General features: G+C 37.1%; 1 protein-coding gene. It reads left to right on the top strand.

Features of this window, described 5'->3' with window-relative positions:
- A partial coding sequence (locus FRY74_RS12755) for a BspA family leucine-rich repeat surface protein (RefSeq protein WP_147102229.1) occupies nucleotides 1-1,291 on the top strand: 1,291 nt, incomplete at both ends.

The following is a 1,291-nucleotide window of genomic DNA, read 5'->3' as shown; positions in this document are numbered from 1 at the left end:
TGGGTGACAATTTGAAATTGTTGAGTGTTGATCAATGGGGAACAAACCAGTGGTCAAGCATAGAACGTGCTTTCAGAGGGTGTTCGAACCTACAAATACTGGCAGCAGATTCGCCAGATTTAACACTTTGTACAAATGCAGCACGATCGTTTCAAGGTTGTTTATCCCTGAACAATGATATTTCTGGATGGGATGTCTCAACAATTACAAATTTCAATAGTATGTTCAGAAGCTCAGGATTCAATCAACCAATAGGTGTTTGGGATATGTCAAATGCAATATCGATGAAGCAGATGTTTGATGGGGCTGTAAGTTTTGATAAAGATTTGAGTGCTTGGGATGTTTCTTCATTAACAGATGCGACTGGCATGTTCGCTGGAGTAACACTTTCTACTGCTAATTATGATGCTTTATTAATTGGGTGGAATTCACAGACATTGCAATCGGGAGTAACATTTGATGGGGGGAATAGTCAATATTGTCAGGCAATTCCTGACCGTTCAAATATAATAGCAACTGACGGTTGGACAATCACTGACGGAGGTTCTCCGTGTTTAGATTTTGTAACCACTTGGAAAACAGACAATCCTGGAACATCCAATTCAACATCTATTACTATTCCAACAACTGGAACAGGATATCTCTACGATGTGGACTGGAACAATGATGGAACCTTTGATGAGTTTGGAATTACAGGAAGTGTAACACATGATTTTGGTGTTGCAGGAATATATACCATACGTATTCAAGGCAGTTTTCCAAGGATTTATTTTAATAATGCTGGAGATCGTCAAAAAATTCTATCAGTAGATCAATGGGGGACAATTGCTTGGGATGATTTTAACAGTGCTTTTAAAGGATGTTCGAATTTAGTTGTAAACGCAATCGATAATCCAGATTTATCAAATGTAACCACTTTGGAACGTGCTTTTCAGACAACAAATGTGAATGGTGGCTTCGAAAACTGGAATACGAGTTCAATCATAAATATGCAGCAAATGTTCACTTCTTCGCCTAATTTTAATTGTGATATTTCTTCTTGGGATGTCTCGAACATTAAAAACTTTGGTTCAATGTTTCAAAATACTCCATTTAATCAAGATATTGGTGTTTGGAACACCAGTTCTGCTGAAAATATGGTGCTTATGTTTAATAACTCGCCATTTAATCAAGATATTTCTGGATGGGATGTTTCTAGTGTGAAATGGATGTCTCACATGTTCAATAGTAACTATGTCTTTAATCAAGACCTCAGCTCATGGGTAACATCAAGTTTAGTAAGTGTATATAG

This window comes from Vicingus serpentipes (genome assembly GCF_007993035.1).
Taxonomy (GTDB): domain Bacteria; phylum Bacteroidota; class Bacteroidia; order Flavobacteriales_E; family Vicingaceae; genus Vicingus; species Vicingus serpentipes.
This window is presented reverse-complemented; position numbering and strand designations above follow the sequence as displayed.